Raw genomic sequence first — 4,027 nt, 5'->3', positions numbered from 1 at the left:
GGTCAGCTTGAGTCCGGCAGTCAGGCGCGCCTTCAGGGTCTTCGTTTCGGCGTCGAGCGCCTTGCCGAGCCGGATCACGTCGCCGCCCGGCTGCATCGTGACGCCGATGCCGAGCACGGCCTTGCCGCCTGCGCGCATTTGCGTGACGGTCGGCTCGTCGTAGCCGCGCCTGATCGTCGCGAGATCGCCGAGCCGGAACGTGCGGCCGTTGATGCGCACGAGCATGCCCGCGATCGCATCGACGCTTTCATACTGGCCGCTCGGTCGCACGAACACGCGGTCGTCGGCGGTCGTCAGCACGCCGGCCGACGACACGCTGTTCTGCGCATTGACCGCCTGACCGAGCTGCTGCGGCGAAATGCCGAGACGCGTGAGCTGCGCGTTGTTGACCTCGATGAAGATCCGCTGGTCGGGATCGCCGAAATAGTCGACCTTGCCGACGCCCGGCACGCGCAACAGCACGGTGCGAAGCTGGTCGGCATAGTCGTGCAGCTGCGCGGGCGAAAAGCCGTCGCCTTCGAGTGTCCAAATGCTGGTGTAGACGTCGCCGAACTCGTCGTTGAAGAACGGTCCCTGCACGCCGGGCGGCAGCGTGTAGCCGATGTCGCCGACCTTCTTGCGAATCTGGTACCAGGTCTCGGGCACGTCCTTGACCGGCGCCGAATCCTTCATCGTGAAGAACAGCAGCGATTCGCCCGGCCGCGAATAGCTGCGCAGGAAGTCGATCGCGGGCGTTTCCTGCAGCTTGCGGCCGATCCGGTCGGTGACCTGTTCCTGTACCTGGCGGGCGGTCGCCCCCGGCCAGAACGTGCGGATCACCATCACGCGGAATGTGAACGGCGGATCCTCGGACTGCGCAAGGCGCGTATACGCGAGGATGCCGGCGATGGCCGCCAGCGCGATCAGGTAGACGACGAGCCCCTGATGCCGGAGCGCCCATGCGGAGAGATTGAAGCGGCCTTCTTCTTCGCGAAGCGTACTCATGACGCGAAGTCCTCCGGGTGCAGCGGGGCGACCGCGCGCACCTTCTCGCCCGCGCTGACCGTATGCACGCCCTGCAGCACGACGCGCTCGCCCGGCTGGATGCCGCGCGACACAGTGATCGTGCGCGCATCGAAGCGGACGACGTCGACGCGGCGCAATTCGAGCGTGTCGTCTTTCTGGCGCACGATCCACACGGCCGGATGCTGGGCATCGTGGAACAGCGCTGTCGCCGGCAGCGTGATGCGCGTGTCGCCCGCCGCGGCTGGCGCGCCGTCGAACGCAACGTCGGCCGTCATGCCGAGCCGGACGGCGGCATCGGGCTGTTCGAGCGACAGCTTCACGCGATACGTGCGGCTTTGCGGGTCGGCCGCCGGCGCGATCTCGCGCACCTTGGCGGCGAAGCTGCGTCCGGGCAGCGACGGCAGCTTGACGGTCGCCGCATGGCCCGGCGCGAGCGAGCCGAGCGCGGCTTCGGGCACGTCACTGACGACGTCGATGTCGCCCGCCCACGCGAGCTGATAGACAGGCTGGCCGGCGGACACGTTCTGGCCGGTGTCGGCCTGCTCGGCGGTAATGTAGCCCGCGTGATCGGCGACGAGCGTCGCGTAGCGCAGCTGGTTCTTCGCGAGCGCGGCCTGCTGCTGCGCCTGATCGCGCTGCGCAAGCGCCGATGTGTAGGCGTCCTCGGTCTGTTCGAGCTGGGCGGTCGCGATCAGGTTTTCGCGAGCCTGCGCGCGGTCACGGTCGAGTTGCTGCCTGGCGAATGCGAGCCGGTGCTGGGCGGCATCGAATTGCGCCTGCGCGCTGGCGGCATTCTTTTCGAAATCGGACGGGTCGAGTTGTGCGACGGCCTGGCCGGCTTTCACCGTATCGCCGAGGCGCACCTTGCGCTCGACGATCTTGCCGGCGATGCGAAACGACAAGGGCGTGGCGTAGCGCGGCTGGATATCGCCGGGCACCGTGCGCGACGGCGCGGCGCCGTCGGCATGCACGGGCAGCGCCACGACCGGGCGCGGCGCAGGCGGCGCGGATTCCTTCGGGTGACAGGCAGCAAGCACGAACGCCGTGCCGATCAGCAGCGCAGCGCGGAAACTGGAGCGATTCACGAAACCCCCAGACGAGGAAAGAGCGGAACGAATCCCGCCGGCGCGGCGCTCGCCACGAACGGCGTGCGTGGCGGCACAGGCGGACAAGAGCGAAACTGTGGCGGATTCTAATACACACCTGTATCTGAATGCAAAGCTGAATGAGAAAGGAAAAAGGTGCTAGACTGCGCGCCATGAAACCCCAGCGCCTAACCCGTGAGCAGAGCAAAGACCAGACGCGCGAGCGCCTGCTGAATGCCGCGCAGACGATTTTTCTGAAGAAAGGCTATGTCGCGGCGAGCGTCGAGGACATCGCGGCGGCGGCCGGCTACACGCGCGGCGCGTTCTATTCGAATTTCCGCGGCAAGGCCGATCTGCTGGTCGAGCTGCTCGAGCGCGACCATGCGTCGATGCAGGCGGAATTGCAGGAAATTTTCGATAGCGGCGGCACGCGCGAGCAGATGGAATCGACTGCGCTGGCGTACTACAGCCGGCTGCACCGCGACGACCGCCGTTTCCTGCTGTGGGTCGAGGCGAAGCTGCAGGCGGCGCGCGACGCGAAGTTCCGCGCGCGCTTCAACCAGTTCCTGCAGGAACAGCGCGAGCAGATGACCGAATACATTCGCCAGTTCGCGGAGCGTGCGGGCACGCCGCTTCTGTTGCCCGCCGAGACGCTCGCGCTCGGGCTGATGAGCCTGTGCGACGGCGTGCAATCGTATCTCACGGCCGATCCGCAGCACGTTTCGGCCGGCGCGGCCGAAGCGGTGCTGGCGGGGTTCTTTGCGCGCGTGGTGCTCGGGCGCGCGCCGGATTGATGTGACCGGCCAGGGCGACCGGCCAGGGCGCCGGGCTGGTGTGAACGGTGGCGATGCACGGCGGCGCGTCAGCGCTCGGCCGTCATCCGGCGATACGCATCCAGCAACGACGTCTTGTAGACGACGCCCGCGAGCGTCGGCTCGGCGTCGCTTTCGACGACCGGCAGCCGCTCGCCCTGAAAACGCATGAAACGTTCGAGCGCGGTGCCGAGCGGCATGTCGGGCGTGAGCAGCGGAAACGGCGTGTGCGCATAGTGGGCGGCGGTCTTGTCTGCGGTGTCGCGCCGGTCTAGCAGGTCGCTCGTGATGTCCTTCAGCGCGACCGCGCCGCGAAAACGTCCGGCTTCGTCGGTCACGTACAGATACTTCACCGGATATTCGAGGAACACGCGGGTCATGTCGGCGACGCTCGCCGTCAGCGGCACGACCGTCTGCGCGGTCTGGATCAGCTCGCGCATCTGCGTGGTCCTGAGCCGCATCCGCTGCTGCTCGTCCTGGTGGCGGCGCAGCGTGATCTCGTACATCGACGTCGTGCCGGTTGCGCGCGCAACGAAATACGCGACGATGCACGACACCAGTAGCGGCAGCACGACCTGGTAGCTCAGCGTCATTTCGAAGATCATCAGGATCGCCATCAGCGGCGCCTGTGTCGCGCCGGCCATGAATGCGCCCATGCCGACCATCGCGTACGCGTAGTACCCGGCCGCGTGGCCGGGCCACAGGGCGTCCATGCCGAGCCCGAACAGCGAGCCGGCGACCGCGCCGACGAACAGCGTCGGCGTGAAGATCCCGCCGATCGCGCCGGAGCCCGTCGTCGCGGCGGTCGCGAGCACCTTGAACACCAGCACGGCGACGAGCGCCTGCCAGGTCCACGGCGAATGCAGGATATGGTTCACGACACTGTAGCCGTTGCCCCAGACGTCCGGCACCCATACCGAGATGGCGCCCACGATCAGGCCGCCGATCGCGAGCCGGACCGGCAGCGGCACGGGCAGCCGCTGGAACTGTTTCTTCGACGCTTCGAGCAGATGCAGGAATTGCGGTGCCGCCGCGCCGCACAGCAGGCCGAGCACGACGAACGGCAGTACCTCCGGCCCGGTGACGGCCGGGAACACCGGCATTTCGTAGGGCGGCCGGTAGCCG

At 67.6% G+C, this 4,027-nt stretch carries 4 protein-coding genes; 1 reads left to right on the top strand and 3 read right to left on the bottom strand.

Translation table 11 applies throughout. The features are described 5' to 3' along the window. Both KH616_RS22505 and KH616_RS22500 read right to left on the bottom strand, forming a co-directional pair. Positions 1-984 (bottom strand): efflux RND transporter permease subunit (locus KH616_RS22505; protein ID WP_292252114.1); only part of this gene is annotated, 984 nt, incomplete at its 3' end. After that, positions 981-2,090 (bottom strand): efflux RND transporter periplasmic adaptor subunit, encoded by a 1,110-nt coding sequence (locus KH616_RS22500; RefSeq protein ID WP_292252113.1) that lies wholly within the window; start codon positions 2,088-2,090, stop codon positions 981-983. The genes KH616_RS22505 and KH616_RS22500, both read right to left, overlap by 4 nt. A 173-nt stretch (positions 2,091-2,263) precedes the next feature. Here KH616_RS22500 and KH616_RS22495 point away from each other — a divergent pair, with 173 nt between their 5' ends. After that, entirely contained in the window at positions 2,264-2,884 is a 621-nt protein-coding gene (locus KH616_RS22495) for a TetR/AcrR family transcriptional regulator (protein ID WP_292252112.1), read from the top strand. A gap of 68 nt (positions 2,885-2,952) precedes the next feature. Here KH616_RS22495 and KH616_RS22490 read toward each other — a convergent pair. Further along, positions 2,953-4,027, bottom strand: a 1,075-nt coding sequence (locus KH616_RS22490; RefSeq protein ID WP_292252111.1) for a ClcB-like voltage-gated chloride channel protein, incomplete at its 5' end; no start/stop codon positions are given.

The organism is Burkholderia sp. (assembly GCF_018375725.1).
Lineage (GTDB): Bacteria > Pseudomonadota > Gammaproteobacteria > Burkholderiales > Burkholderiaceae > Burkholderia.
Note: the sequence above shows the minus strand (reverse complement) of the source record. Positions and strands in the feature narration are given on the sequence as shown.